We start from the raw sequence: 22,663 nt of genomic DNA, 5'->3' as shown, positions 1-22,663 counted from the left end.
GCTAAAGGGGGAAAAGGGGGGTATATGGCGATTCACACTTGGTGGCTCTTCGTCGGGGCGGTCTTTCTGGTGTCCGGGACGCCCGGCCCGAACATGCTGCACATCATGACCCGCTCGGTCGATATGGGGTTGCGGCGCAGCGTCGCCGCCATGGCCGGGTGCCTGAGCGCGGTGGTGATCGTCCTGGCCGCTTCGGCTGCGGGCCTCACCACCCTGTTGCTGGCATTGCCGGGGGCGTTCGAGGTGATCCGCTATGCGGGCGTCGCCTATCTGCTGTTCCTGGGCGTCAAGGCGTGGCGGGCGAATGTCGCACCCGTCGATGTCGGTGACGCGCCGATCGTGCCGAGTCTGTCGCGGCTGGCGGTCTTTCGCGGTGGTTTCCTGATCGGGATCAGCAATCCCAAGCTGATCCTGTTTGCGGTCGCCTTCCTGCCGCAGTTCATCAATCCCGCCAGGGCGCAGGTGCCGCAGTTCGCGATCCTGGTCGCGACCTTCGCGGTGATCGAGGCATTCTGGTACGCCGTCTATGCGTTCGGCGGGCGTTCGCTGTCGCGCTATATGAGCAGGCCGATGGTGAAGCGGGCGTTCAACCGGGTGACCGGCGTCATCTTCATGGGCTTCGGCCTGGCGCTCCTGAAGGTTAAGCCCGCCTGAGCGGGTCAGGGGGCGAGCAGGATCCTCGCCCCCGAAGCCTGCCGCCGAGTCACCGGGCGGCGCTGACCTTCCACACCACATTGCCCACATCGTCCGCGACGAGCAGCCCGCCCGTCTTGTCGACGATCACGCCCACGGGCCGTCCCTGTGCCTCGCCCTTGGCGTTGAGGAAGCCGCCGACCACCTCGACCGGCTTGGCATTGGCGACGGGGAAGTTGTTCGCGCCGAACGGCACGAACACCACCTTATAGCCCGAGGCGGGCTTGCGGTTCCAAGAGCCATGCTCGCCGATAAAGGCCCCCTTGGCGAACCGGTCGCCCAGCCTGGCCCCCTTCGAGAAGGTCAGGCCCAGCGCCGCGACATGCGGCCCCAGCGCATAGTCGGGACGCTTCACATATTGCTGGAGCGCGGGGTTGGCGGGCTCGACCCGCGTGTCGGGATAGCCGCCCCAATAATACCAGGGCCAGCCGAAATGGTCGCCGAATTCGACCTGGGTCAGATAGTCGGGCGCCAGGTCGGAGCCCAGCATGTCGCGCTCGTTGACCACGGTCCACAACCGGCCATTGCCCGGATTGATGGCCATGCCGTTCGGATTGCGCAACCCCGCCGCATAGATCCGCCAGTTCTTGTCCTTGGGCCAGACCTGGAGGATGGCGGCACGGTATTTTTCGGCGTCCATGCCGTTCTCGGCGATGTTGCTCGACGATCCGACCGAGACGAACAACGTCTGCCCGTCGCCCGACGCGATCACGTTGCGCGCCCAGTGATTGCCCGCCGGATTGAGCGGCACGACCTTTTCGGGCCTGGCGGTGATCTTCGTCTCTCCCTCGCGATAGGGCACGCGGACCAGCGCGTCGGTGTCGGCGATGTAGAGTTGCCCGTCGAACAGCACCATGCCGAAGGGCGAGTTGAGCCCGGTCATGAACGGCGTCTTCACGTCCGCCACGCCGTCGCCATCGGTATCGCGGAGCAAGGTGATGCGGTTGGCCGACGGCACCGCCGCACCCGCGCGCCCGAGGAAGAAGTTCATCACCCGCTGCACCAGCCCGGCGCTGGGGCGGGGCGGCGAGTTCGTCTCGGCGACCAGCACGTCGCCATTGGGCAGTTCGTACAGCCAGCGCGGATGGTCGAGCCCGGTGGCGAAGGACCGAATGGTCAGGCCCTGCGCCACGCTCGGCTTCGCCCCATTCGTCCAGCCCACGGGCTTGGCGATGTTGACGGTCGGAATGACCTGCTCGCGCGGGGCCTGGATCGTCGGTTGGCGTCCGGCCACCTGATCGACGCTCAACCGCGCCTGATCGGGCCAGGCGAGCCAGGCGAAGACGGCGACACCGACCAGAACGAAAATGGCCAGCAGGATCAGGACATGTTTGCGCATGGCGCGAAACTAGGCCGATGCCGGCGTGGGGGGAAGGGGGCCCTGCGCAAATCTCGCACTGGCACCGAAACGATATTTCCGACATTCTGCGGAGGGCGTGGGCAAGGCTTGGGAGGGCATGACATGCGCATGGGGATATGGAGCCGGGGGATCGCGATCCTTTCGTTGGTGGTGGCGGCAATTCCGGGGGCGGCGCAGGATCGCGACTCGCCCAAGGGATCGCCGGGGCGGGATGTCGTCGTTCAGGGCGAGAGGCTGCCGAGCCCCCAGGCCCCGCCGCCACCGGGCATCACGGTGCAGAGCGACCGGATCGTCAACCGCACGCTCGATGAAAAGGCGCAGATGTTCGTCCGCTGTGCGCCCTTCTTCCCGCCCAAGGTTCTGCGTCGCGCGATCGATGGTCAGCCCAACAGGCCGACGACCCTGCTCGCGATGGACAGCTTCATCCGTGCCAATCAGGCCTGCTGGCCCGACATGCCGTCACCGCCCTTGCCTCCGCCGCCCGATCTGGCGAGTTGCTGGCAGGTCTATACCGTCACGGGCCTGCCGGTGTGCCGCAGCAATTATGACCGTGGCGCGGTGTTGGAAGCGGCGATCGCGCGATTCGCCCCTGACGCGGCCCTGACGGCGCAGGAGGTCGACGAACCGGCGGCGATCGCCCGTCTGGAGGCGCGCGAGAAGCAGCGGTTGCTCTTCGCCTATATGGACGAAAAAATCCGGGCGCAGGTCACGCAATGCCTGGTTCGTGCGGAGCCGGAGGAAACCACACGGATGGTGCGTGCGCATGGCGATGCGGCGTTACAGACCCAATATGTCTATCGCATCCTCGACCGGGCCAGACATTGCCTGGGCAATCCCGAGCGGATCGAGGTCGAGCCGCTGTTTTTCCGTTACGCGCTGACCGACGCCTTTTATCGCTGGGTCGTGGCGGTGCGCGACGTGGACTCGCTGCTTCCCGCCGCCTGACCATGGCGGCCGCCGGTGCCACAGGGGAGCGCACCGGCGGCCTTCGATGGCGCGAATGTCAGGGAGGTTATTCACGCTATCGATTCTTGAAACTGGCAATTCCTCGTGCCCGCTTCGCTCTGAAGGGATTTACGATGCTCCAAGGCGACGCCTATGCACTGGCACGCTTCATATCGCGCGTCGTTCACTCACGCTAACGCATCGGAATGGCTAGTGTGATCGAGCGAGTGATTTGCCATCGGCGCTTGTCGATCGAGCCGGATGACATCGACCCGACCCGAGCCCCTTCCCGGAAGGAGAGGGGTGGATCAGCCTGATATCATCGCGCTCTGAACCGTTCGCACCATATCATATCGGTCCAGCCCCGGACCGTAACCATCGACCGTGACCCGCTCCGTCTGGAAGCCCAAGCGGGCGTAGAAGCCTTCGCTGTGCTGGCTGGTGTCGAGGTGCACTTGGGCGACGCCCGGCATCTCCGCCGCAGTGTGCAGCCGGGCCTGCGTCAGAAGGCGACCCAGGCCCTGGCGGTGGATGACCTGAAACGCCCATTCCGCCGCGTGGCGTTCGAGGAAACGCACGAAATCCGCCCGCTCTGACGGCGCGAAGAAACCGGGCGTGTTGCCGTCGAACAGCGCCAGGCACGCATCCCGGTCCGCCGCCCGATAGGCGCGGATAACGTCCTCCGACATGGTTTCGGTCAATCGACTTCGGACGCCACCGCCGGATGCAGGCGCAGGCGATGGATGCGGCGTTCGTCCGCTTCGGTCACCTCGATCCGCCAGCCGCTGGGATGGTCGATACAGGTGCCGGTCGGGGGAACCTGACCCGCGAGCACGGCGGTTAGGCCGCCCAGCGTGTCGACATCGTCCTCGGCCTCTTCGAGCGCGGGATCGACCGCGCGGCCGACTTCTTCCAGGCTGACCCGCGCATCCGCGTCCCAGGCCCCGCCGTCGAGCGGCACGAGCAGCGCCTGTGGCGCGTCGTCATGCTCGTCCTCGATCTCGCCGACGATTTCCTCGATCAGATCCTCGATGGTGACGAGGCCCTCGGTGCCCGAATATTCGTCCAGCACCACCGCCAGATGCACCCGCTTCTGGCGCATATCGGCGAGCAGATCGAGCGCGCCGCGCGACATGGGGACATAGAGCGGATCGCGGATCAGCCCGGAAATCGTCTCGGGATGCGCGGCCCCGGTCGCCAGGATGTTGAAGACGTCCTTGATATGGACCATCCCGATGATCGAATCGAGCGTCTCGCGATAGACGGGCAGGCGGCTATGCCCCGCCTCCGCGAAGATCTGGACCAGATGGTCGAAGGTCGTCCGCTCCTCGACCGCGATGATGTCGGCGCGGGGCACGCCCACGTCACCGGCATCGCGCTCGCCGAAATGGAGCAGGTTGCGGACCATCTGCCGCTCCAGCGGGGTCAGGTCGCCCTTGGCGTCGGGGCCCGGATCGCCCTCATGCCGGTCGATCGCGTCTTCCAGCTGGTCGCGCAGGGATTCTTCGTGCTCGCCGCCGAAGATCAGGCTTTTCAGCCCGCGCCATATACTGGATTCGTTGGAGTCACCGTTGCCGGTGCTGCTACTGGGGCCGTCGGCCATCGGGGGGTGTCAGTCCTCGCGTACGTGATAGGGGTCGTCGATGCCGAGGCTGGCCAGCGCGTCGCGTTCGATCGCTTCCATCGCCTCCGCCTCGTCATCGTCCATATGGTCATAGCCTAGCAGATGCAGAACGCCATGCACCAGAAGATGAGTCGCATGCGTTTCGGTCGCGATGCCACGCTCGGCGGCCTCCGCGACGCAGACGCCATGGGCCAGCACGATGTCGCCCAGCAGAACCTCGCCATCGTCCGAATTCTGCGTCACCGTCTCGATCAGGTCGGGCTGGACCATGGGGAAGGACAGGACGTTGGTCGGCTTGTCCTTCTGCCGATATTGGCGGTTCAGCGCATGCACCTCGTCATCGCTGGTCAGCCGGACCGAAATCTCGATCGTCGCGGGCGTGGTCAGCAGCGGCCCATGCGGCGTCCGCTCGATCGCGGCGCGGGCGGCGCGGGTGGCAAGCGCGGTCCACTGGTCCTCGTCCCCGGACCAGGGCTCTTCATGGATCAGCGCAATCTCGATCATCGGAGCCTTTCAGGGAATAGGGAGCGGGCAAGGTGAAAATCGCCGCCCCCTAACAACAGTTCCACCGTTACGCCATCGAAAGCAGGGTCAGGCGTTGGGCCCCTCATAGGCATCGACGATCCGGCCGACGATCGGGTGGCGGACCACGTCGGCGGCGGTGAAGCGGCTCATCGCGATGCCCTCCACCCCCTCCAGGCGGCGAACCGCATCCGCCAGGCCGGAGGCGGCGACACCGCCGGGCAGGTCGACCTGGTTGGGATCGCCGCAGATGACCATGCGGCTGTTCTGGCCGAAGCGGGTCAGGAACATCTTCATCTGCGCAGGCGTGGTGTTCTGCGCCTCGTCGAGGATGACGAAGGCATCGGCCAGCGTCCGGCCACGCATGAAGGCGATCGGCGCGATCTCGATCTCACCGCTGGCGATGCGCCGTTCCACCTGCTCGGCGGGGAGGCAGTCATAGAGCGCGTCGTAGAGCGGGCGGAGATAGGGATCGACCTTCTCCTTCATGTCGCCGGGCAGGAAGCCCAGCCGCTCGCCTGCCTCGACCGCCGGGCGCGACAGGATCAGCCGCTGGACCGAGCCGGTGATGAGCTGCGCCACCGCCTGCGCCACCGCGACATAGGTCTTGCCGGTGCCGGCGGGCCCGAGCGCGAAGATCATGTCGTTCGACACGAGCTGCTTCATATAATGCGCCTGGGCCGGGGTGCGCGGCACGATCGTCTTCTTGCGCGTGCGGATCATGATCGGCGGGGCGGAGGTGCGTTCCGCGCTCAGGATACCGTCGAGCGTCGGTTCGGACGCCATCGCGATCGAGGCGTCGACCAGTCCGGTATCCACCTCTTCCCCCCGCTGGATACGGGCGTACAGGTCGTTCAGCACGTCGCGGGCCAGGCCGACCTGCTCGGCGGTTCCCTCCAGCCCCACCCGGTTGCCGCGTGCGGTGATGTAGACGCCCAGTCGATTTTCCAACGCGACCAGATTGCGGTCATATTGGCCGAACAGCTGCGCCAGCACTTGCGGCTTGTCGAAGCTGAGTTCCGCCCGGCTGCGTTCACCGGCCTGGGCGGGGAGGGGCTTGCGGCTCATGCGGTCCTTTCACCGTCTGTGGTTGCCACCAAGATGGGGGCGACGGGATCGGAACGCCAGCGAAATTGCATGACATAGGTGTGACGGCGGAAGGTTTTTGGCGCGCGGAGGCGCAGAGGGCGCAGAGAAGAAGAGCCCACCCTCGCGATCGGGAGACCTTCTTCTACCTCCGCGCTCTCTGCGCCTCCGCGCGATCAAAGGAAAATGGTTCACGCGAAGCCGCGAAGGCGCAAAGATGGTACGCCCGGCTGCGCACTGTGTCCATCAGCCTCCGGTCGCCTCAAAGTCTTCCGGCTGCGATGACGAGATGCATCATCCGCAAATGCAGCGCCTTTGCGCCTTCGCGTGAACAAAATCTTTGGCGTGGGCTTCGACTTCGCTCAGCCTGAACGGAGGAAAGGAAGGGGCTTACGCCGCCTCGCGGATCTTTGCCTGTCCGGTCAGCGAGTTGGGTCCGGCCGCGACCAGTTCTACCTCGACCAGGTCGCCGATCCGGTGGTCGCCGATCAGATGGACCGACTGGAGCCAGGGCGACTTGCCGAGCATCTGGCCGGGCAGCTTGCCGCGCCGTTCGATCAACACGGTGCAGGTCCGCCCGACGCTGGCGGCGTTGAACGCGTGCTGGTCGCGGTTGAGCGCCGCTTGCAGGCGCTGGAGTCGGTCGTCCATCACCTCCGCCGGAACCTGGTCCGCCATGGTCGCCGCCGGGGTGCCGGGGCGGGGGGAATATTTGAAGCTGAACGCCTGGGCATGACCCATCGCATCGACCAGGCTCAGCGTGTCGGCGAACTCCGCCTCGGTTTCGCCGGGGAAGCCGACGATGAAATCGCCCGACAGCGCGATGTCGGGCCGCACCGCCCGAACGCGGTCGATCAGCCGCATATAGCTGTCGCGACTATGCTGGCGGTTCATCGCCTTCAGGATGCGGTCATTGCCCGACTGGACCGGCAGATGCAGGAAGGGCATCAGGCTCTCGACATCGCGGTGCGCGTCGATCAGCCCCTGCGTCATGTCGTTGGGGTGGCTGGTCGTATAGCGGATGCGGTGCAGCCCCGGAATCCGGTCCAACTCGCGGATCAGGCCGTGCAGGCCGCGATCGTCCGCATCGTTCCAGGCGTTGACGTTCTGGCCCAGCAGCGTGATCTCACGCGCGCCCGCATCGACCAGCGCCTTGGCCTCGTCGACGATCGCGGCGAAGGGACGGCTGACCTCCGCGCCGCGCGTATAGGGCACCACGCAATAGGTGCAGAATTTGTCGCAGCCTTCCTGCACCGTCAGAAAGGCGGACGGGTTCACCTTGCGACGACCGGGCAGGTGGCCGAACTTCGACTCGACCGGCATGTCCGTGTCGAGCGCCGCCTCGCCCGCCGCCGCCTTGGCGACGAGTGCGGGCAGGTTGTGATAGGCCTGCGGTCCGACGACCACGTCCACCTTGGCGCGACGGACGATCTCCGCGCCCTCGGCCTGTGCGACGCAGCCCGCGACCGCGATCATCGGCTTGCGGCCCTGCTCGCCGGCGTCCTTGCGCAGGCGGCCGATCTCCGAATAGACGCGCTCGGTCGCGCGCTCGCGGATATGGCAGGTGTTGAGCACGACCAAGTCGGCGGCACCGGCATCATCGGTCGACGACAGGCCTTGCGCGGCCATCAACTCGGCCATGCGCTCGCCGTCATAGACGTTCATCTGACAGCCGAAGGACTTGACGTGAAAGGTCTTGGGGGATGCGGGCATGACGCGCCCCTTATCGCAAATCGGGCCGCGTCGCCAGCACCCGGCAATCCGTCGTCCCGCGCGTCAGGACGCGGCGATCCGCGCGCGTGCCTCCGCCGCCATGGCCTTGCGGTCGGGAAAGTCGGCGGGGTCGAAGGGGGCTAGATAGTGGAGCGTCACGATGAACCGCCCCGGTCGGCGCAACACCCGCTTGGCATGGGCATCGCCCGCATCCTCGCCCAGCCACGCCAGATCGGCGGCCGCCGCGCCATAGTCGATCCGTACCGGCTGCACCCGGATGCCGGGGACCGGCGGGACGAGCGCGGCGAACAGGGCGGGCTTGAAGGGCAGGAGCGACAGATCGTCGCCGGTCGTGCCCTCGGGAAAGATCGCCAAGGGCTGTCCCTCGGTCAGCGCCGCGCGGATCGTCGCCACCTGATCGCCGACGCCCAGCCGGTCGCCGCGCTCGACGAAGAGGGTGCGGTTGAGGCTCGCCAGCCAGCCGATCAGCGGCAGGCTCGCCACCTCCGCCTTGGCGACGAAGCGCGCGCCCGACGTGCCCGCCAGCAGAAGAATATCGAACCAGCTCAGGTGATTGGCCGCGATCACCGCATCGCGGGTCAGCGGCTGGCCGACCACCCGGATATCCGCGCCCAGAATGACGGCCACCCGCCGCAGGAACCGGCGCGGCCAGGGCGAGTCCCGCCCCAGCGCCCGCCACGCGCCGTGCAGCGCCAGCGCGACCAGCAAGGTGCCGATAATGCAAGAAAGGCGACCTGCTGCGCGCAGGCCGCCTTTACGGTCGGCGTCGATCGAGGCGGCGACCGCCGCCATCAGTTCTTGCGGTCGAGGCTGACGCCGTAAAGCTCCATCCGGTGGTCGACCAGGCGGAAGCCCAGCTTTTCGGCGATCGCCTTTTGCAGTTGCTCCAGTTCGGGATCGACGAACTCGATCACACGGCCCGTCTCGACATCGATCAGATGGTCGTGATGTGCTTCGGGCGAGGGTTCGTAGCGGGCGCGGCCATCGCCGAAATCATGGCGGTCGAGGATGCCCGCCTCTTCGAACAGGCGGACCGTGCGGTACACCGTCGCGATCGAGATGCCCGGATCGATCTTGGCGGCGCGCTCATAGACCTTTTCCACATCGGGATGGTCCTCCGCTTCCGACAGGACGCGGGCGATCACGCGGCGCTGTTCGGTGATGCGCAGTCCTTTTTGTGCGCACAGCGCTTCGAGATCGATTTTGCGGGCCATGGTAACGTGTAACTCCTCGGGCTGATCCCCTCTCTACGCGCAAAGCACTATTGCGAAAAGGGGATAGCGACTCGCAATAACCCGGAAACTGTGATCGGGTCAGCCGATGGCTCGGGAATAGGTGTGGGCGTCGTAATGCCGCCCGTCCGCGCCCTTGTAATAATTGCGCCGTTCGCCGCATTTCTCAAAGCCGTGCGCGGTATAGAACAGCACGGCCGGATTGTTCGACCGGACCTCCAGATGCAGCGTGACCACCCCGCGCGCGGCGCAGTCGGCGACGACCATGCGGACCAGCGCGCTGGCGATGCCGCTGCGGCGGTGATCGGGCGCGACGCCGAGCAGCAGCAATTCCGCCTCGTCCATCACCGAGCGGGTCAGGGCGAAGCCCACCGCGTCGCCGCCCGCCTCCGCGATCAGCAGGTGAATGCCCGGCATCGCCATCACGCCGAGCAATTGCGCGCGGGTCCACGCCTCTCCCCATTGCGGGTCGAAGGCGGCGGCCATGACCTGTTCGACGACCCCGGCATCACGCGCATCGCCGCCGCGCAGTGTCAGGCTGAGGCTGGCCATCAGGCGGCGAGCCCCGGCGGCGTGATCCCGCCGGGCAGCTTGGCGTCGGGCGCGCGGCCATAGACGGGGCGGGGGGGCAGGTCGGTCAGGGCGGCGGGCAGGCGCCACGCCTCCGCCGCATCGGGCAACGCCTCGACCACGGGCAGGTCGGCTTGCAGCGGGGTCAGCCAGCGCACACCGTTGCCGACCGCCGTCCGCCCGTCGAGCGCTGCCAGCGCCGCATCGGGCTTCATCGACGCGAAGAGGGAGAGCGGGGTCAGGTCACGCGCGAAAGCCTGTACGAAGACCTCGCCATGTCCGCCCTCCAGCACGACCGAGACACTTTCGTCCGGCGCGTCCGCGAAAAAGGCGGCGGCGACCAGCGCCAGCGAATTGTAGCCCGACGCGCTCGCCCCCCAACCCAGTGCCAGCCCGCGCGCGGCGGCGATGCCCACGCGGATGCCGGTGAAGCTGCCGGGGCCGCAATCGACCAGGATGCGCTCTGCCCGTCCGCCATCCGGCAGGTCGGCGATCATCGGCACCAGCTTTTCGGCATGGCCGCGCCCGACCACGTCATGCGCGCGGGCGATCACCCGGCCGCCGTCGAGCAGGGCGACCGAGCAGGCGGCGGTGGCGGTGTCGATGACCAGCGTGCGCAAGGTGCGGCTCAGACGATTCGGTTGGCTTGTTCGAACGCCAGGCGCGGATTGCGCGGGTGAAGCGTGCTGCGGTCGCCATAGCCGATGGTCGCGATGAAGTTGGACCGCACGCCCGGCTGATCGGCGAAGAAGGCCTTGTCCACCGCACCCTGATCGAAGCCCGACATCGCGCCGGTATCCAGCCCCAGCGCCCGTGCCGCGAGGATCAGATAGGCCCCCTGGAGCGAACTGTTGCGAAAGGCCGAGGCCTCGCGCAATTCGGTATTGCCGTCGAACCAGCTCTTGGCATCGACATGCGGGAATAGCTGCGGCAGATATTCGTGGAAATTCACGTCCATGCCGATGATGACCGTGGCGGGCGCGGCGCGAATCTTCTCCGCATTGCTGCCGCTGGCGCAATCGGCCAGCTTGTCCTTGGCCTCCTGGCTCAGGCACCAGACCAGCCGCGCGGGGCTCTGGTTGGTCGAGGTCGGGGGCATCTTCATCAGGTCCCAAAGCGCCCGGAATTCGTCCTCGCCCACGGGCTTGTCGAGATAATGGTTGAAGGTGCGCCCCTCGCGGAACAGCCGGTCCAGGCTGGCGTCGTCGATCGGGTTCATCAGACGGCCCTCACTTCGGTGACTTCGGGGACGTAGTGGCGGAGCAACTGCTCGATGCCGTTCTTCAGGGTCGCCGACGAAGAGGGGCAACCCGCGCAGGCACCCTGCATCTTCAGATAGACCTTGCCCTTGTCGAAGCCGCGATAGACGATATCGCCGCCGTCATTGGCGACCGCAGGCCGCACGCGCGTGTCGATCAGTTCGCGGATTTGCGCGACGATGTCGGCGTCCTCGGGATCGTCGGCAAAGGCTTCTTCCTCCACCGGCACCGCGAAGTCCGCCGCGCCCTGCTTGAACAGCGGCATCTGTGCCGAGAAATGGTCGAGCAGGATGCCCAGCACATCGGGCTTCACGTCCGACCATTCGGCCCCCGGCGCGATCGTCACCGACACGAAGTCGCGACCGAAGAACACGCCGGTCACGTCGCCCAGATTGAAGATCGCCTCGGCCAACGGGCTGGCCTCGGCTTCCTCGGGGGAGGCGAAGTCGCGGGTCCCGCTGTCCATCACCTTGCGGCCGGGCAGGAATTTCAGCGTCGCCGGGTTGGGCGTGGGTTCGGTCTCGATCAGCATGGCCCCCATGTGGCGCGGGCGGCGGCGGGGATCAAGCGGGACACGGGAAAGGATGCGTTTCTAGCGCGCAACCTGGGGCTGGGCGGTTCGGCAAGATCCTCCCCGCATCGGGGAGGATCGGATCAGATCCGCCCCCGCAACAGCCGCAGCACCGCCCCCGCCACCCATTGCCCCGGCTGTCGCAGCGGGCGGGCGAAGCGGATGCGCAGGACGATCCGCTGCCCTTCGGCGTCGTTGTGGATCTCGTGATCGAAGCTGTCGTCGAAGATCAGCGTCTCGCCCTCCGCCCAGCGGAGGATGCGATCGCGCACGCGCATCCGGGCCCCGCCGTCGCGCGGCACGACCAGTCCGAGGTGACAGGTGATCAGCCCCTTGGTCGCGCCGCGCCGCGTCGGGATATGCGCATTGGGCGCGAGCGAGGCGAAGGCGGCGTCGTACAGGCCGGGGATCGCCCGAAGCGCCGCGAGGGTGCGCGGGCACCCCGCCGCGCGAATGGGCACCGCCCCGCCATCCTGCCAGAGCGGCATCAGGCCGGAGGGCGCCATCGCCACCGCCTCGGCGCGAATCGCGGCCCATTCGCGGCGCAGCCCGGCGGTCCAGGCGAAGTCGCGAACGTCGAGAACGGGATCGGTGGAGGCCAGCGACTGGGACGCGATCAGCCCGTCGAACAGGCGGCCGAACCGGTGGAGCATCGCGCCGCCGGTCGGGGCGGGGACGGGCGGACCTGCGACGGGTTCGGCGGCGGGTGGCGGGACCAGAGTCGCGATACGCTCGACCCGGTCCGAATCGCGCTGAAATCGCCGGGCGGCGGGCATCGGTCCATCGCCATCGGTTTCGCCCGATTCATGCCATATTGTGTCCGATGCCCGACGCCGGGCACCGGCATTCATCGACTTGGTCATCACGTTCCGTACATCCCCGGCCTGCCCCCGCATCCGGGCCTTTGACGGGCCCTTGTCATGCGGGATCAGTGACATCGCCCTAAGCGCATAGTGCGCCCAAATGATGGCGCGGCGGCTGGTGGCGCGGCGCGATCAAGGCGCTTTGGGGCGATTTAGGGGCGGCTGGCGAAGCGGCGGGCCACGGGTTAAGAGGGGGAATGGCGTTTCCGTCCCGCGCAATGCGCTGTCTTGCCCTGCCGGTCCTTCTCGGACTGGCGCTTCCCGTCATCGGTCAGGCTCCCCGGACCGACCGGCCCCAGGACCCATCGGTCCCGCAGGGTATGCCGGTCCCCGCCACCGTGGCGACCGCACCCCAGCCGCAGACGGCGCGCGATCCGCTCGCCCCGTTGCCGCCGATAGCGGGCGTCGACCAGAGCCCGTGGCTCTACAAGGACTCGGACCTGCCGCAGGACAAGGCATGGAAGTTCGGCACCCTGCCGAACGGCCTGCGCTATGCCGTGCGGCGCAACGGCGTGCCGCCGGGGCAGGTGGCGGTCCGGGTGCGGATCGATGCCGGTTCACTCAACGAAAGCGATTCGGAGCGCGGCTTCGCGCATCTGATCGAGCATCTGTCCTTCCGTGGATCGCAGCATGTGCCCGATGGCGAAGCCAAGCGCATCTGGCAGCGGCTGGGCGCGACCTTCGGTTCGGACTCCAACGCCTCCACCACGCCGACCCAGACCGTCTATCAACTCGATCTGCCCGGCGCGACCGAGCAGGGGCTGGACGAAAGCCTGAAGATCCTCGCGGGCATGATGTCCGCCCCCTCCATGACCAACGAGGCGCTGAATGCCGAGCGGCCCGTCGTCCTGGCCGAGCGGCGCGAGCAGCCCGGCCCGCAGGTCCGCTATTCGGACAAGCTGCGCGAGACCTTCTTCGCCGGACAACCGCTCGCCGAGCGCTCGCCGATCGGCCAGCTCAAGACGCTGGAGGCCGCGACGCCCGACAGCGTGCGCGCTTTCCACGACCGCTGGTATCGCCCTGAAAATACGGTGGTGATCATCTCGGGCGATCTCGACCCGCTGCTGTTCGCGCGGCTGGTCGCCAGGAATTTCGGCGACTGGCAGGGCGTCGGCCCCAGGCCGCCCGCCCCCGATTTCGGCAGTCCCAAGGCGGATGCCGCCGTCGCGGGCGCGCTGGTCGAACCGGCGATGCCGCCGGTGGTGGCGATGGCGGTGCTGCGTCCCTGGAAATATCAGGACGATACCGCGATCTTCAACCAGAAGCGGATGGTCGACATGGTCGCCGCGCGCCTCATCAGCCGCCGTCTGGAAAATCGGGCGCGGGCGGGGGGCAGCTTCCTTCAGGCCAGCGTCGCGCTGGACGACGTGTCGCGCTCGGCCAATGTGACCACCGTCAACGTCATACCGATCGGCGACAATTGGGAAGCCGCGCTGAAGGACGTACGCGCGGTCATCGCCTCCGCCATGGCGACCAAGCCGACGCAAGCCGAGATCGACCGCGAACTCGCCGATTACGACGCGATCCTGCGCACCCAGGTCGACACCGCGCGGGTGGAGGCGGGGGCCAAGCAGGCCGACGACATGGTCGGCGCGCTCGACATCCGCGAAACCGTGACCGCGCCCGAGACGAGCTATCAGATCCTGCGCCAGGCGATCGACAAGAAGATGTTCACGCCCGACTCGGTGCTCGCCTCGACCCGGAAGATATTCCAGGGCACGGCGACCCGCGCGCTGGTGAACACCCGCACGCCGGAGCCCGATGCGGTCGCACGCCTGACCGCCGCGTTGAAGGCCGATGTCCGTCCGTTGGCCGAGCATCGCCGCCGCCAGGGCAATATCAGTTTCGCGCAGCTCCCCAAGCTGGGCACGCCCGGCAAGGTCGTGTCGCGTGAGAAGATCGACGAGCTGGGGGTGGAGAAGATCACCTTCGCCAACGGCACCCGCCTGCTGCTGCTGGCCAATGACGGGGAGACGGGGCGCGTCTATCTGCGGGCGCGGTTCGGGCGCGGATACAATGCGCTTCCGGCCGACCGGGAAAGCGCCGCCTGGGCCGCCGATCTCGCGCTGGTCGCGGGCGGCGTCGGCAAGTTCGACCAAGGCGATCTCGACCGGCTGACGGCCGGGCGGCGCATGGGGATGGACTTCGACATCGACGATGACGCCTTTTCCTTCAACGCGCTCAGTTCGCCCGGCGATTATGCCGATAATCTGAAGCTGATGGCGGCCAAGCTGGTTGCGCCGCGCTGGGACCCCGCACCGGTCAACCGGGCCAAGGCGGCGATGCTGGCGGGCTATGACGGATTCGACGCCTCGCCCGACGGGGTGCTGGGCCATGATCTGGAACGGCTGCTGCGCGACGGCGATCCCCGCTGGGGCACCCCGCCGCGCGAGGCGATCCAGGCTACCACGCCCGAAAGCTTCAAGGCGCTCTGGGCCCCGCTGCTCGCCACGGGGCCGATCGAGGTGTCGGTCTTCGGCGACGTGAAGCCGGACGAGGCGATCGCGGCGGTGGCGAACAGCTTCGGCGCGATCCCGGCACGGCCCGCGACGGTGGGGCCGGTGCCGCCGGTCCGCTTCCCCGCGCATGTCGCCACCCCGGTGGTGCGCACCCATACTGGCCCCGCCGACCAGGCGGCGGCGGTGATCGCCTGGCCGACCGGCGGCGGATCGGCGGATGACCGTATCCGCAACCGGCTGGACGTGCTGGCGCAGGTCTTTTCCGACCGGCTGATGGACCAGCTCCGGTCGAAGGCAGGCGCGAGCTACAGCCCGCAGGTCGCCAGCCAATGGCCGGTCGGCCTGCCCAGTGGCGGGCGGATGATCGCGATCGGCATGGTCGCGCCCGACAAGGTCGACTTCTTCCTGAACACCGCGCGCGCCATCGCCGCCGACCTTGCCGCCCATCCGATCGGCGCGGACGAACTGCAACGGATCAAGCGGCCCATGGCACAGCGCCTGGCGCGCATGGCGTCGGGCAACCAGTTCTGGATGCAGCGCCTGGGGGGGGCGGCCTATGACCCGCAACGGGTCGAGGCGACCAGGCGGCTGGCGCAGGACTTCGTCTCGATCGGTCCGGCGGATTTGCAGGCGGTCGCGGCACGCTTCCTGCGGCCCGATACGGACTGGTCGGTGAAGGTGGTGCCCAAGGCCAAATGATCCTCCCCGGCACGGGGAGGGGGACCAGTCGCAGGCTGGTTGAGGGGGCGTGTCGCAAGGGGCGTCCTGTGGGAAGCCCCCCTCCGTCAGGCCTTCGGCCTGCCACCTCCCCGTGCCGGGGAGGAACCAGGTGTTCGGCCGCACGTTTCCGCCCTGAACAACCTTTGTGCGCCGCAAAATCCGCGCCGCCCTTTCGCTCGCGCCGCATTTCGGCTATGGGCCCCGGCGACATACCCTCCGAACAAGAGAAATTTGCATGAGCCTCCGCAACGTGGCGATCATCGCGCACGTCGACCATGGCAAGACGACCCTGGTTGATCAGCTGTTCCGCCAGTCGGGCACCTTCCGCGACAACCAGCGTGTCGAAGAGCGCGCGATGGACTCCAACGACCTGGAAAAGGAGCGCGGGATCACGATTCTCGCCAAGCCGACCTCGGTCGACTGGACTCCGCCGGGCAGCGACGAGTCGATCCGCATCAACATCGTCGACACCCCCGGCCACGCCGACTTCGGCGGCGAGGTGGAGCGCATCCTGTCGATGGTCGACGGCGTCGTCCTGCTGGTCGACTCGTCGGAAGGCGCCATGCCGCAGACGAAGTTCGTGACCGGCAAGGCGCTGGCGCTGGGCCTGAAGCCCATCGTCGTCGTCAACAAGGTCGACCGCGCCGACGCGCGTATCCAGGAAGTGCTGGACGAAGTGTTCGACCTGTTCGTCTCGCTCGACGCGAATGACGAGCAGTTGGACTTCCCGGTCCTCTACGCCTCGGGCCGCAACGGCTATGCCTCGACCGATATGGACGCGCGCGAAGGCACGCTGATCCCGATGTTCGAGACGATCGTGAACCATGTTCCGGCCCCGAAGGTCGAGGTCGAGGACGTGCCCTTCACCTTCCTGGTGACGCTGCTCGACCGCGACAACTTCCTGGGTCGTATCCTGACCGGCCGCGTCAATTCGGGCACGGTCAAGCTGAACCAGGCGATCCACGCGCTCGACGCCGATGGCAATGTCATCGAAACCGGCCGCGCGTCGAAGATCCTGTCCTTCCGTGGCCTGGACCGCGTGCCGGTCGAGGAAGCGAAGGCGGGCGACATCATTTCGCTCGCCGGTCTGGCGGTCGCGACCGTGGCGAACACCATCGCCGACACCAGCGTCACCGTGCCGCTCCAGGCGCAGCCGATCGATCCGCCGACGCTGTCGATGCGCTTCGCCGTCAACGACTCGCCGATGGCGGGGCGTGAGGGCACCAAGGTGACCAGCCGCATGATCCGCGACCGCCTGATGCGCGAAGCGGAATCGAACGTCGCGGTGAAGGTCACCGAGAGCGACGACCGCGACAGCTTCGAAGTTGCCGGTCGCGGCGAACTCCAGCTTGGCGTTCTGATCGAGACGATGCGCCGCGAAGGCTTCGAACTGGGCATCAGCCGCCCGCGCGTGCTGTTCGGCGAGGACGAGGACGGCAAGAAGACCGAGCCGTACGAAACCGTCATCATCGACGTGGACGAGGAATATTCGGGCACGGTCGTCGAGAAGATGAACCTGCGCAAGGCCGAGATGACCGACATGCGTCCCTCGGGCGGTGGCAAGACCCGCATCACCTTCTCCGCGCCGTCGCGCGGCATGATCGGCTATCACGGCGAGTTCCTGTCGGACACGCGCGGCACCGGCATCATGAACCGCCTGTTCGAGAAGTACGGCCCCCACAAGGGCAAGATCGAAGGCCGCAAGAACGGCGTCCTGATCTCGAACGGCGCGGGCGAAGCACAGGGCTATGCACTGGGTCCGCTCGAAGAGCGCGGCATCCTGTTCGTCGGTCACGGCGAAGCGCTGTACGAAGGCATGATCATCGGCGAGAACGCCAAGACGGATGACCTCGAGGTCAACCCGATGAAGGCGAAGCAGTTGACCAACTTCCGCGCAAGCGGCGGCAAGGACGACGCGATCCGCCTGACCCCGCCGAAGAAGATGACGCTGGAGCAGGCGATTGCCTATATCGACGACGACGAGATGGTCGAAGTGACCCCGAAGTCGATCCGTCTGCGCAAGCGCTATCTCGACCCGAACGAGCGCAAGCGCGCGGCTCGCTCGAAGGCGGCGTAATCAGGGAAGGGCCGGGCGGAAACGTCCGGCCCGTTTTCGTTGGGCCACGCGACGAACCTGACGCTTGCTCACGACAAAGCCCGCCATCTCGCGACGACGGGCTCTGCCAAGCTTTCAAGACGCCAGGGCCTTACCCCTGCTCGGCTTCCTTGCGGGCGCGCTCCTCATAGAAGTTGCGGACCACGTCCCACGCTTCCTCGGCGGTTTCGACATAGGTGAAGATGCCCAGGTCGCGCTCGGACACCACGCCTTCCTCGACCAGTGCCTCGAAATCGATCACCCGTTCCCAGAAGGCGCGTCCGAAGAGAAGCACCGGGATAGGCTGAATCTTCCCCGTCTGGATCAGGGTCAGCAGTTCGAACAATTCGTCGAAGGTGCCGAATCCGCCGGGGAAGGCCGCCAGCGCCCGCGCGTGGAGCAGGAAGTGCATCTTGCGCAGCGCGAAATAGTGGAACTGGAGGCTGAGCGAGGGCGTGACATAGGGGTTGGGGGCCTGTTCGTGCGGCAGGACGATGTTGAGCCCCACCGACTCGGCCCCGACGTCATGCGCGCCGCGATTGGCCGCCTCCATGATCGAAGGGCCACCGCCAGAGCACACCACGAACTGCCGCATCCCGCGATCGTCGCGGGGCAGGCGGCTGGTGATCTGCGCCAGTTCGCGCGCGATGTCGTAATATTTGCTCTTGGCGACGAGATTCTCGGCGATCCGCCGCGACTTGTCGTCATGCGCCAGTTCGAGCAGCGCCTTGGCCTTGGCAGGCTCCGGGATACGCGCCGAGCCGTAGAAGACGAAGGTCGAGGCGATCTTGGCCTCTTCGAGCAGCAACTGCGCCTTCAGCAGTTCCAACTGGAAACGGACGGGCCGAAGGTCTTCGCGCAGCAGGAAGTCCATGTCCTGAAAGGCCAGCGTATAGGCGGGGCTTTCGGTCTGGGGCGTCGAGACGATCGTCTTGGCGCTTTCGGCGTCCTGGCTGGCATTGGGGAAGACGCGGTTCGGTACTTGGGTCTTATCGGTCATTTTGGATGATGTAGGGGATCGGCTGCCCCCGCGCTACCGGCAAAAGCGCGCCTTATCATCCTCCAGATGCAGGTGATTGCGGTGCGCGGCATTGTAATCGGGGGTCAGCACCGTGCCGAAGCGCCGACAAGCCGATGCGCGGATCGTCGTCCAGAATTGCCGGATTTGCGGATCGGGCGAATTCCAGTCGTTCAGCAACGTGATCCGCCGCCCGTCCTTCAGCACGAAGCCGCCGACATCCACCGCATTGGCCAGCGCATGGCCCGAGCGTCGGTCGCCCATCCGCGCGGTGCCGACGATGTTGCGGCAGGCATAGCTGCCCATCCCCTCCACCTTCACCAGTTGCGAGCCGAGGATCTGCCACGCGGCGGGGGCGACGGCGTTGCGGACCCATCCGGCAAAGGCGCGGGCATTGCCGCACCGCATCGCAGTGATGCCGGTGACGGGCACGCCGATATCGGTCAGTTGCACGGTGCCGTACAGACCGCAGCCGGGCCCCAGTTCCTTGTCCGGCAATCGGCGATAGTCGACGCCGTCGCGCCGAAGATCGGCCTCGCATTGCGCGGTCTCACGGATCGGCGGGCGGTAAGGTTCGGGGCGCGTGGCCTGCTGGACGGGTCGGTCGGTGCGACCACAGGCCGCGAGAAGGACCAGGGCGCAAAGAGAGGTATAGCTACGGGCTCGCACCGCCATCTTGTGCCTTCGACGACAGAGTCGCTGCAACCGATTAGCGGCGAAGCGTGCCGACCCGCATTCGGAAGAGAGGGCTCGATGACAATATCGCATCGGTTCAACGCCCTCGAACGCCGCACTTCGGAATTATTCTGTCGCCGCGGCGATTGTGGTTGTCACAATCGATCCGCATCGCTAGGGCCGTCGACGGGCCACGCGGTCCCAACGCCGCGCGTGCTCTCTGTGAGGAGAGTCTTAAATGACTGATACGACTGCCGCCGACGCCACTCTTGCGCCGGCGAAGCCCGCCACCAAACCGGCGCGCCCCTATTTTTCCAGCGGTCCCTGCGCCAAGCCTCCCGGTTGGGACGCGGCCAAGCTCGCGACGGACAGCCTTGGCCGTTCGCATCGCTCGAAGCTGGGCAAGCAGCGGTTGCAATATTGCATCGACCTGATGCGCCAATTGCTCAAGCTCCCCGACACCCATCGCATCGGCATCGTCCCCGGCTCCGACACCGGCGCGTTCGAAATGGCGATGTGGACGATGCTGGGCGCGCGCCCCGTCACCACGCTCGCCTGGGAAAGCTTCGGCGAGGGCTGGGTGACCGACGCGGTCAAGCAGTTGAAGCTCGACCCCACCGTCCTGCGCGCCGATTACGGCCAGATCGCGGACCTGGATGCGGTCGACTGGTCGAACGACGTGCTCTTCACCTGGAACGGCACCACCAGCGGCGTGCGCGTGCCGAACGGCGACTGGATCGCCGACGACCGCGAGGGCCTGTCCTTCGCCGATGCGACCAGCGCGGTGTTCGCCTATGACCTGCCTTGGGACAAGATCGATGTCGCGACCTTCTCGTGGCAGAAGGTGCTGGGCGGCGAGGGGGCGCACGGCGTCCTGATCCTCGGCCCCCGCGCGGTCGAGCGTCTCGAAACCTACACCCCCGCCTGGCCGCTGCCCAAGGTCTTCCGCCTGGTATCGAAGGGCAAGCTGGCCGAGGGCGTGTTCAAGGGCGAGACGATCAACACGCCGTCTATGCTGGCCGTCGAGGACGCGATTTTCGCGCTGGAATGGGGCAAGGCGCTGGGCGGTGCGGAGGCGCTGGTCAAGCGTTCGGACGCCAATGCGGCGGCGTTGAACCGGATCGTCGAGGAGCGCGACTGGCTCGGCCATCTGGCCTCCGATCCGGCGATCCGCTCGACCACCAGCGTCTGCCTGACGGTCCAGGGCGCGGACGAGGCGGTCATCAAGAAGATGGCCTCGCTGCTGGAGTCCGAGGGTGCCGCCTATGACGTGGCGGGCTATCGCGACGCGCCTGCGGGCCTGCGCATCTGGTGCGGGGCCACGGTCGAAACCGCCGATATCGAGGCGCTCGGCCCCTGGCTCGACTGGGCCTACGCCACCGCCAAGGCGGCCTGAATTCTGTACGTCGCCCCAGCGAAGGCTGGGGCCTCTCTCCCAAATCGTGCCCTTCGTGGCACCAGACCCCAGCCTTCGCTGGGGTGACGAGGTGAACCATGCCCAAAGTTCTCATCAGCGACAAAATGGACCCCAAGGCCGCCCAGATCTTCCGCGAGCGCGGGGTCGAGGTGGACGAGATCACCGGCAAGACGCCCGAAGAGTTGAAGGCGATCATCGGCCAATATGACGGCCTGGCGATCCGCAGTTCGACCAAGGTCACCAAGGACATCCTGGAGCACGCGACCAATTTGAAGGTCGTTGGCCGCGCCGGGATCGGCGTCGATAACGTCGATATCCCCGCCGCCAGCGCCAAGGGCGTGGTGGTCATGAATACGCCGTTCGGCAACTCGATCACCACCGCCGAACACGCCATCGCGCTGATGTTCGCGCTCGCCCGCCAGTTGCCCGAGGCCGATGCCTCGACCCAGGCGGGCAAGTGGGAGAAGAACCGCTTCATGGGCGTCGAGCTGACGTCGAAGACGCTGGGCCTGATCGGTGCGGGCAATATCGGCTCGATCGTCGCCGACCGCGCGCTGGGCCTGCGGATGAAGGTCGTCGCCTTCGATCCCTTCCTGACGCCCGAGCGTGCGCTGGAAATGGGCGTGGAGAAGGTGACGCTGGACGAACTGCTCGCCCGTGCCGACTTCATCACGCTGCATACGCCTTTGACCGACCAGACCCGCAACATCCTGTCGGCGGAGAATCTCGCCAAGACGAAGAAGGGCGTGCGCATCATCAACTGCGCGCGTGGCGGCCTGATCGATGAGGACGCGCTGAAGGCGGGGCTCGATTCGGGCCATATCGCGGGCGCGGCGCTCGACGTGTTCAAGGTGGAGCCGGCCAAGGAAAGCCCGTTGTTCGGCACGCCCAACTTCATCTCGACGCCGCACCTCGGCGCGTCGACCACCGAGGCGCAGGTCAATGTCGCGATCCAGGTGGCCGAGCAACTGGCCGATTACCTCGTGTCGGGCGGCGTCACCAACGCGCTCAACATGCCGAGCCTGTCGGCCGAGGAAGCGCCCAAGCTGAAGCCGTACATGGCGCTGGCCGAAAAGCTCGGCTCGCTGGTGGGCCAGCTCACCACGGGCGCGATCGCACGCATCTCGGTGCATACCGAGGGCGCGGCGGCCGACCTCAACGCCAAGCCGATGGTCAGCGCGGTGCTGGCCGGTTTCCTGCGCAACCAGATCGATACGGTCAACATGGTCAACGCGCCGCTGCTCGCCCGCGACCGCGGCGTCGAGGTGCGCGAGGTGCGGACCGAGCGGGAGGGCGATTACCACACGCTGATCCGTGTGTCGGTGAAGACGGCGGACGGCGAGCGCTCGGTCGCTGGCACGCTGTTCGGCGATCAGGCCCCGCGCCTGGTCGAACTGTTCGGCATCAAGGTCGAGGCCGATCTGGCCGGGCCGATGCTCTATGTCGTCAACGAGGACGCACCGGGCTTTATCGGTCGTCTGGGCACGACGCTGGGCGAGGCGGGCGTCAATATCGGCACCTTCCACCTCGGCCGTCGTTCGGCGGGCGGCGAAGCGGTGCTGCTGCTCTCGGTCGACGAGGCGGTGGATGCGGACCTGCTGGGCAAGGTCAAGGCGCTGCCGGGCGTGAAGACCGCGATGGGTCTGGTGTTCTAAATCCTAAAAGCCCTCTCCCCTCCGGGGAGTTCGAGGTCGGCCATGCCCCCGGCATGGCCTGAACATCGCGGGGCGATGTTCACCTCGAACTGGTTGGGTGAGGGGCGGGGCCGGGCGATAGCGTCTTGCCAGGCCCCGGGCCCCCCCCCCCCCCCCCCCCCCCCC

General features: G+C 67.1%; 21 protein-coding genes. 6 read left to right on the top strand and 15 right to left on the bottom strand.

What is annotated here, in order from left to right; all coding sequences use genetic code 11:
• Nucleotides 1–24: 24 nt before the first annotated feature.
• Nucleotides 25–654, top strand: coding sequence for a LysE family translocator (locus SM191_RS16490; protein WP_341507134.1), 630 nt, complete (start codon nucleotides 25–27; stop codon nucleotides 652–654).
• A gap of 49 nt (nucleotides 655–703) precedes the next feature.
• On the opposite strand, the gene SM191_RS16485 is transcribed toward SM191_RS16490, so the two are convergent.
• On the bottom strand, nucleotides 704–2,032 hold the full coding sequence (locus tag SM191_RS16485; protein WP_341507133.1) for a PQQ-dependent sugar dehydrogenase: 1,329 nt from the start codon (nucleotides 2,030–2,032) through the stop codon (nucleotides 704–706).
• A 123-nt stretch (nucleotides 2,033–2,155) separates the two neighbouring features.
• Here SM191_RS16485 and SM191_RS16480 point away from each other — a divergent pair, with 123 nt between their 5' ends.
• A complete protein-coding gene (locus tag SM191_RS16480) occupies nucleotides 2,156–2,998 on the top strand; it encodes a hypothetical protein (protein WP_341507132.1) in 843 nt (280 codons plus the stop codon).
• A 308-nt stretch (nucleotides 2,999–3,306) separates the two neighbouring features.
• Here SM191_RS16480 and SM191_RS16475 read toward each other — a convergent pair whose 3' ends face one another.
• The 12 genes from SM191_RS16475 to SM191_RS16420 all read right to left on the bottom strand — a co-directional run bounded on the left by SM191_RS16475 (nucleotide 3,307) and on the right by SM191_RS16420 (nucleotide 12,459).
• On the bottom strand, nucleotides 3,307–3,699 hold the full coding sequence (locus SM191_RS16475; protein WP_341507131.1) for a GNAT family N-acetyltransferase: 393 nt from the start codon (nucleotides 3,697–3,699) through the stop codon (nucleotides 3,307–3,309).
• Complete coding sequence (locus SM191_RS16470) at nucleotides 3,696–4,601, bottom strand: hemolysin family protein (protein WP_341507130.1); 906 nt, start codon at nucleotides 4,599–4,601, stop codon at nucleotides 3,696–3,698. Before SM191_RS16470 ends, SM191_RS16475 begins: the two co-directional genes overlap by 4 nt.
• Before the next feature lie 9 nt (nucleotides 4,602–4,610).
• Nucleotides 4,611–5,126, bottom strand: a complete 516-nt coding sequence (gene ybeY, locus SM191_RS16465; RefSeq protein WP_341507129.1) for an rRNA maturation RNase YbeY — start codon at nucleotides 5,124–5,126, stop codon at nucleotides 4,611–4,613.
• Nucleotides 5,127–5,213: 87 nt separating this feature from the next.
• On the bottom strand, nucleotides 5,214–6,212 hold the full coding sequence (locus SM191_RS16460; RefSeq protein WP_261269325.1) for a PhoH family protein: 999 nt from the start codon (nucleotides 6,210–6,212) through the stop codon (nucleotides 5,214–5,216).
• Nucleotides 6,213–6,620: 408 nt separating this feature from the next.
• A complete protein-coding gene (gene miaB / locus SM191_RS16455; RefSeq protein WP_341507128.1) occupies nucleotides 6,621–7,943 on the bottom strand; it encodes a tRNA (N6-isopentenyl adenosine(37)-C2)-methylthiotransferase MiaB in 1,323 nt (440 codons plus the stop codon).
• Nucleotides 7,944–8,006: 63 nt separating this feature from the next.
• Nucleotides 8,007–8,756: a lysophospholipid acyltransferase family protein gene (locus SM191_RS16450; RefSeq protein WP_341507127.1), complete on the bottom strand. Its 750-nt coding sequence runs from the start codon at nucleotides 8,754–8,756 to the stop codon at nucleotides 8,007–8,009.
• The gene (locus SM191_RS16445; protein WP_306998534.1) at nucleotides 8,756–9,178 is read right to left on the bottom strand and encodes a Fur family transcriptional regulator; all 423 of its coding nucleotides are present in this window, start codon (nucleotides 9,176–9,178) and stop codon (nucleotides 8,756–8,758) included. The genes SM191_RS16450 and SM191_RS16445 overlap by 1 nt, the downstream gene beginning before the upstream one ends.
• Before the next feature lie 99 nt (nucleotides 9,179–9,277).
• Complete coding sequence (locus tag SM191_RS16440) at nucleotides 9,278–9,748, bottom strand: GNAT family N-acetyltransferase (RefSeq protein ID WP_306998536.1); 471 nt, start codon at nucleotides 9,746–9,748, stop codon at nucleotides 9,278–9,280.
• Complete coding sequence (gene tsaB / locus SM191_RS16435; protein WP_341507126.1) at nucleotides 9,748–10,386, bottom strand: tRNA (adenosine(37)-N6)-threonylcarbamoyltransferase complex dimerization subunit type 1 TsaB; 639 nt, start codon at nucleotides 10,384–10,386, stop codon at nucleotides 9,748–9,750. Before tsaB ends, SM191_RS16440 begins: the two co-directional genes overlap by 1 nt.
• Nucleotides 10,387–10,394: 8 nt before the next feature.
• On the bottom strand, nucleotides 10,395–10,985 hold the full coding sequence (locus SM191_RS16430) for a malonic semialdehyde reductase (protein WP_341507125.1): 591 nt from the start codon (nucleotides 10,983–10,985) through the stop codon (nucleotides 10,395–10,397).
• Entirely contained in the window at nucleotides 10,985–11,557 is a 573-nt protein-coding gene (locus SM191_RS16425; protein ID WP_341507124.1) for a NifU family protein, read from the bottom strand. The genes SM191_RS16430 and SM191_RS16425 overlap by 1 nt, the downstream gene beginning before the upstream one ends.
• A gap of 122 nt (nucleotides 11,558–11,679) precedes the next feature.
• On the bottom strand, nucleotides 11,680–12,459 hold the full coding sequence (locus SM191_RS16420; protein ID WP_341507123.1) for an aspartyl/asparaginyl beta-hydroxylase domain-containing protein: 780 nt from the start codon (nucleotides 12,457–12,459) through the stop codon (nucleotides 11,680–11,682).
• A 197-nt stretch (nucleotides 12,460–12,656) separates the two neighbouring features.
• Between SM191_RS16420 and SM191_RS16415 the strand changes: the two genes are divergently transcribed.
• Nucleotides 12,657–15,617, top strand: a complete 2,961-nt coding sequence (locus SM191_RS16415; RefSeq protein ID WP_341507122.1) for a M16 family metallopeptidase — start codon at nucleotides 12,657–12,659, stop codon at nucleotides 15,615–15,617.
• A gap of 256 nt (nucleotides 15,618–15,873) precedes the next feature.
• Nucleotides 15,874–17,715 carry a translational GTPase TypA gene (typA, locus tag SM191_RS16410; protein WP_341507121.1) on the top strand — a complete coding sequence of 614 codons (1,842 nt, stop codon included), beginning with the start codon at nucleotides 15,874–15,876 and terminating at the stop codon, nucleotides 17,713–17,715.
• Nucleotides 17,716–17,845: 130 nt separating this feature from the next.
• Here typA and SM191_RS16405 read toward each other — a convergent pair whose 3' ends face one another.
• Together SM191_RS16405 and SM191_RS16400 are read right to left on the bottom strand one after the other, a co-directional pair.
• A complete protein-coding gene (locus SM191_RS16405) occupies nucleotides 17,846–18,733 on the bottom strand; it encodes an LOG family protein (protein WP_306998548.1) in 888 nt (295 codons plus the stop codon).
• Between the two features lie 33 nt (nucleotides 18,734–18,766).
• The gene (locus tag SM191_RS16400) at nucleotides 18,767–19,426 is read right to left on the bottom strand and encodes an extensin family protein (protein ID WP_341507120.1); all 660 of its coding nucleotides are present in this window, start codon (nucleotides 19,424–19,426) and stop codon (nucleotides 18,767–18,769) included.
• A gap of 238 nt (nucleotides 19,427–19,664) precedes the next feature.
• Here SM191_RS16400 and SM191_RS16395 point away from each other — a divergent pair, with 238 nt between their 5' ends.
• On the top strand, nucleotides 19,665–20,822 hold the full coding sequence (locus tag SM191_RS16395; RefSeq protein WP_341507119.1) for a phosphoserine transaminase: 1,158 nt from the start codon (nucleotides 19,665–19,667) through the stop codon (nucleotides 20,820–20,822).
• A gap of 98 nt (nucleotides 20,823–20,920) precedes the next feature.
• On the top strand, nucleotides 20,921–22,498 hold the full coding sequence (gene serA / locus SM191_RS16390; protein ID WP_341507118.1) for a phosphoglycerate dehydrogenase: 1,578 nt from the start codon (nucleotides 20,921–20,923) through the stop codon (nucleotides 22,496–22,498).
• Nucleotides 22,499–22,663 lie beyond the last annotated feature (165 nt).

The sequence above is a fragment of the Sphingomonas sp. 2378 genome, assembly GCF_038084995.1.
GTDB lineage: Bacteria > Pseudomonadota > Alphaproteobacteria > Sphingomonadales > Sphingomonadaceae > Sphingomonas.
Note: the sequence above shows the minus strand (reverse complement) of the source record. Positions and strands in the feature narration are given on the sequence as shown.

Bases quoted from the DNA above. Each gene is read 5' to 3' on its own strand.
- SM191_RS16470 (WP_341507130.1), bottom strand. From the start codon at position 4,601: ATGGCCGACGGCCCCAGTAGCAGCACCGGCAACGGTGACTCCAACGAA.
- SM191_RS16420 (WP_341507123.1), bottom strand. From the start codon at position 12,459: ATGACCAAGTCGATGAATGCCGGTGCCCGGCGTCGGGCATCGGACACA.
- SM191_RS16425 (WP_341507124.1), bottom strand. From the start codon at position 11,557: ATGCTGATCGAGACCGAACCCACGCCCAACCCGGCGACGCTGAAATTC.
- SM191_RS16460 (WP_261269325.1), bottom strand. From the start codon at position 6,212: ATGAGCCGCAAGCCCCTCCCCGCCCAGGCCGGTGAACGCAGCCGGGCG.
- ybeY (WP_341507129.1), bottom strand. From the start codon at position 5,126: ATGATCGAGATTGCGCTGATCCATGAAGAGCCCTGGTCCGGGGACGAG.
- SM191_RS16440 (WP_306998536.1), bottom strand. From the start codon at position 9,748: ATGGCCAGCCTCAGCCTGACACTGCGCGGCGGCGATGCGCGTGATGCC.
- SM191_RS16405 (WP_306998548.1), bottom strand. From the start codon at position 18,733: ATGACCGATAAGACCCAAGTACCGAACCGCGTCTTCCCCAATGCCAGC.
- miaB (WP_341507128.1), bottom strand. From the start codon at position 7,943: ATGCCCGCATCCCCCAAGACCTTTCACGTCAAGTCCTTCGGCTGTCAG.
- SM191_RS16480 (WP_341507132.1), top strand. From the start codon at position 2,156: ATGCGCATGGGGATATGGAGCCGGGGGATCGCGATCCTTTCGTTGGTG.
- SM191_RS16485 (WP_341507133.1), bottom strand. From the start codon at position 2,032: ATGCGCAAACATGTCCTGATCCTGCTGGCCATTTTCGTTCTGGTCGGT.
- serA (WP_341507118.1), top strand. From the start codon at position 20,921: ATGCCCAAAGTTCTCATCAGCGACAAAATGGACCCCAAGGCCGCCCAG.
- SM191_RS16490 (WP_341507134.1), top strand. From the start codon at position 25: ATGGCGATTCACACTTGGTGGCTCTTCGTCGGGGCGGTCTTTCTGGTG.
- SM191_RS16450 (WP_341507127.1), bottom strand. From the start codon at position 8,756: ATGGCGGCGGTCGCCGCCTCGATCGACGCCGACCGTAAAGGCGGCCTG.
- typA (WP_341507121.1), top strand. From the start codon at position 15,874: ATGAGCCTCCGCAACGTGGCGATCATCGCGCACGTCGACCATGGCAAG.
- SM191_RS16395 (WP_341507119.1), top strand. From the start codon at position 19,665: ATGACTGATACGACTGCCGCCGACGCCACTCTTGCGCCGGCGAAGCCC.
- SM191_RS16415 (WP_341507122.1), top strand. From the start codon at position 12,657: ATGGCGTTTCCGTCCCGCGCAATGCGCTGTCTTGCCCTGCCGGTCCTT.
- SM191_RS16430 (WP_341507125.1), bottom strand. From the start codon at position 10,985: ATGAACCCGATCGACGACGCCAGCCTGGACCGGCTGTTCCGCGAGGGG.
- SM191_RS16445 (WP_306998534.1), bottom strand. From the start codon at position 9,178: ATGGCCCGCAAAATCGATCTCGAAGCGCTGTGCGCACAAAAAGGACTG.
- SM191_RS16400 (WP_341507120.1), bottom strand. From the start codon at position 19,426: ATGGCGGTGCGAGCCCGTAGCTATACCTCTCTTTGCGCCCTGGTCCTT.